The 3516-nt window shown below is 47.1% G+C and carries 5 protein-coding genes; 3 read left to right on the top strand and 2 right to left on the bottom strand.

From position 1 onward, the window contains the following. From AACP44_RS08740 to AACP44_RS08730, 3 genes are all read left to right on the top strand, one after another. Positions 1-775, top strand: a 775-nt coding sequence (locus AACP44_RS08740; RefSeq protein ID WP_339340146.1) for a DUF1499 domain-containing protein, incomplete at its 5' end; no start/stop codon positions are given. A gap of 90 nt (positions 776-865) precedes the next feature. Next, positions 866-2002 carry a succinyl-diaminopimelate desuccinylase gene (dapE, locus tag AACP44_RS08735; RefSeq protein WP_339340145.1) on the top strand — a complete coding sequence of 379 codons (1137 nt, stop codon included), beginning with the start codon at positions 866-868 and terminating at the stop codon, positions 2000-2002. A gap of 53 nt (positions 2003-2055) precedes the next feature. Further along, positions 2056-2307 carry a hypothetical protein gene (locus AACP44_RS08730; RefSeq protein WP_339340144.1) on the top strand — a complete coding sequence of 84 codons (252 nt, stop codon included), beginning with the start codon at positions 2056-2058 and terminating at the stop codon, positions 2305-2307. Positions 2308-2321: 14 nt separating this feature from the next. Here the strand turns inward: AACP44_RS08730 and AACP44_RS08725 are convergent, their stop codons facing one another. Both AACP44_RS08725 and AACP44_RS08720 read right to left on the bottom strand, forming a co-directional pair. Further along, on the bottom strand, positions 2322-2582 hold the full coding sequence (locus tag AACP44_RS08725) for a DUF5062 family protein (protein WP_339340143.1): 261 nt from the start codon (positions 2580-2582) through the stop codon (positions 2322-2324). Positions 2583-2632: 50 nt separating this feature from the next. Further along, positions 2633-3358 carry a GDSL-type esterase/lipase family protein gene (locus AACP44_RS08720; RefSeq protein WP_339340142.1) on the bottom strand — a complete coding sequence of 242 codons (726 nt, stop codon included), beginning with the start codon at positions 3356-3358 and terminating at the stop codon, positions 2633-2635. Positions 3359-3516: the final 158 nt, after the last annotated feature.

The raw sequence follows: 3516 nt of genomic DNA, 5'->3' as shown, positions 1-3516 counted from the left end.
AGTTCAAACCTATGCTGCAGGAGAGAGCCGTATGACAACAGCGACAACTAACGATGCATCAAAAGGCGCCCTTCGAATTCGAAGACTATCGATTATCCTACTGGTTTTATTACCGCTATCAGCACTGGGCACACGTTTTGGCCTATGGCCTTTTACTGTTGGCTTGCTGTTGCTGGCCGTTTCCATGCTTGGCAGTTTACTAATTCAAATTATCAATGCGATCTGGCTCTACCGCAAACCCGCTGCCGGCACCAAAACTGCGCTGCGTTATGCCAGCCTGTTTGCGCTACCACCGCTGGTGCTTGTCGCTATGGTTCTGCGTGGTGATGGCACAGGCGGTGCCGCTATCCACAATATCAGTACCGATCTTGAAAACCCGCCGCAGTTTGTAGCAGCGATTGAGCAGCGTGGTGAGAATAGCAACCCGCTGGCTTATACGCCGCAGATTGCCGCTATTCAAAAGGCACATTTTCCCGCGGTAAGTTCATTACAATCTACACTAGCTCCGGTTGACGCTTTTGCCCAAGCCGTCGTCACCGCGCAAACCATGGGTTGGTCTATTTACGCACAGGACCAAGAGGCAGGCAGAATTGAAGCCGTTGATACCACCTTCTGGTTCGGCTTTAAGGACGATATTGTTATCCGTATTCAGGCTACCGAGAACGGCAGTGTTATTGATCTGCGCTCTGTATCAAGGGTTGGCCGAAGTGATCTGGGGGCTAATGCCCAGCGTATTTTGGATTACCAAGCTCAATTTACTGACACTTTAAAATAAACCAAACAGCTACAAACACCATCGTTGGTTTTTTATTTGCCACCCGGCACTGTTACAATAGCGCCAGTAAACACGACAATCAGGTAAGCAATGACAGCACTATCACCCACTCTGCAACTCACCTTCGAGCTAATTTCACGAGCTTCTGTAACGCCCGAGGATGCTGGCTGCCAGCAGTTAATGATCGATCGGCTCACCGCCGTCGGTTTTAAAACTGAAAAACTGCGCTTTGATGATGTCGATAATTTTTGGGCGGTGCATGGTGATGAAGGCCCTATTCTGTGTTTTGCCGGCCACACCGATGTGGTGCCTAGCGGGCCGGAAGAACAGTGGCAACACCCGCCTTTTGAGCCGGTAATCGAAGACGGTATGCTCTATGGCCGCGGGGCCGCGGATATGAAAGGCAGCCTGGCAGCGATGGTTACTGCCTGCGAGCGCTTTGTAACTGAGCACCCCAACCACAAAGGCCGTATTGCTTTTCTGATTACCAGTGATGAAGAAGGCATAGCGATTAACGGTACCGTGAAGGTGGTGGAGTGGTTAGAACAGCAGAACGAAAAAATTACCTGGTGTGTCGTGGGTGAACCCTCTTCTACCCAACAAGTGGGCGATGTGATCAAAAATGGCCGTCGTGGCTCTCTTGGTTGTGAACTGACCGTAAAGGGTGTTCAAGGTCATGTGGCCTACCCACATCTGGCGGATAACCCTATTCATAATGTCTCTCCTGCATTGGCTGAACTGGCGGCAGAGCAATGGGATAACGGCAATGATTTTTTTCCGGCGACCTCATTCCAGATTTCTAATATCAATGGCGGTACCGGTGCCACCAATGTTATTCCCGGTGAACTGAAGATTATTTTTAATTTCCGTTTTTCCACTGAATTAACGGAACAGGATCTGCGCCAACGCACCGAAGCTATTTTAAATAAACATCAATTAGACTATGACATTGTCTGGAAACTGAGCGGCCAACCCTTTCTTACCTCGGAAGGCGATTTAATTGATGCTACCGTTAAAGCAATTCGCGACAGCGCCAATATCGATACTGAACTGTCTACCGCTGGCGGCACTTCGGATGGGCGCTTTATTGCACCCACCGGCAGTCAATTGGTGGAACTGGGGCCGGTTAACGCCACCATACATAAAGTCGATGAGGCTATAGCTGCTGAAGATTTAAATACGCTGACGGTCATGTATGAAAACATTATGGTCAATCTACTCGCCTAGCGCTAAAACTCCGGCGCTAGTTAGCAGTCTCTGCGAGATACCGGTGCCTACTGATGCATAAAACCCTCAAACACCTGATCGATAATCAACGTAAAACCTTAAGGCTTTATGCATTGGGCGCGTTACTGTTTTTTATTGGCCTGGGTTTTATTCAATCGGCCGATAAATTAATGGCGCCCTCGATAGCACAGGAAGGCTATGCCTTGTTGGGCTTAATGGTGGGTGGTAGCGGGTTTATTATTGCACTGACTGCGCAGATTTTTTTAATTATTCACCGCTTCCAAACTCTGGGCAAGCGCGATTAATATCAGCACACTGTTTATTTTTTAAGCGGATGATCTTCCGGCAACTGTCGATAAATCCATAGCGCCAGTTTATGCTTCATTGCCGGCTCTTTCTCCTCTCCTTTGGCCAAGGGCTGAATTAATTTATCGTGGACTAACAGGCGATAGAGATAAGCAATTTTATCATGCGATGAATCGGTTCCTTCAAATTGACCTACGCCACGTTTCTGCGCATAGACATCGCCTACTTTGATTGCCTGTTTGACTAACTCTGCTTCGTTTTTTAGTTTTCTCAACACTGGCTCCTTATGCTATTGGCAATCGCCGCAGAATCAATACCGTCTGTTTATAGGTTATTTGTTAATGAGGCTTTGATTGCAGCACCCCAAACCTGATAACCCTGATCATTATGATGCCGGCCATCAGACAATAATAAATCGGCATCAGGGACTGCTGCTGTGGTTAACAAACCGGCATTGGCATCAATAAAAAATACATTATCACGCTGAGCCGCCAATGATTGCAAAAACTGATTGGCCTGCGTTAACAAAGACCAGTTAGCCCAGTTTTGGGTGGTAGGTTTTAGCGCCACAATAAACAACTTGGCATCCGGTGCCGCGCCATTTAGACGATCTAGCAGTTGCAAATATAACGGTTTAACTTGCGCCAATGTTTTCGCTGTATTGCCATAGGCGGTAGTAAAATCATTGCTGCCGATATAGATCACCATCGCTGCCGGCTGGTATGGACTGACTATGCGGTTAATGTAATAACTTAGATCAATAATTTTGGCACCACCAAAGCCGCGGGAGAAAACGGTCAGCGGCTGCATATCATCGGCCAGCGTATCCCATAAACGAATGCTGGAGTCGCCGAGAAATAATACCGCCTGTTGCGGTGGTGGATGGGTTTTATCGCTGGCTTCAAAAGCGGCAATGACGTTATCCCATACTCTTGGATCGTCGCTGCGCATATTTCTGCCTTGCTCTCGCAGCTGCAAAAATAGATAGGTGAGCATCAACACTAAAATTAGCGAAAGGATAATCGCCACCCGAATACTTTGCATACGCATAATTATGATCCTGCTAATTCGTGGACTCAGGCCACAGCAAACAACTTAAACAATAAAATAATGACAATAAAATAACGGTAATCATAAACCACTGCCGCCAATCAGGGTAAAACTAATGGTATCAATTTTTAATCATTGATTATTCATCATTGGTTATT

Source organism: uncultured Oceanicoccus sp. (genome assembly GCF_963968385.1).
In the GTDB taxonomy this organism is placed as follows: domain Bacteria; phylum Pseudomonadota; class Gammaproteobacteria; order Pseudomonadales; family Dasaniaceae; genus Oceanicoccus.
This window is presented reverse-complemented; position numbering and strand designations above follow the sequence as displayed.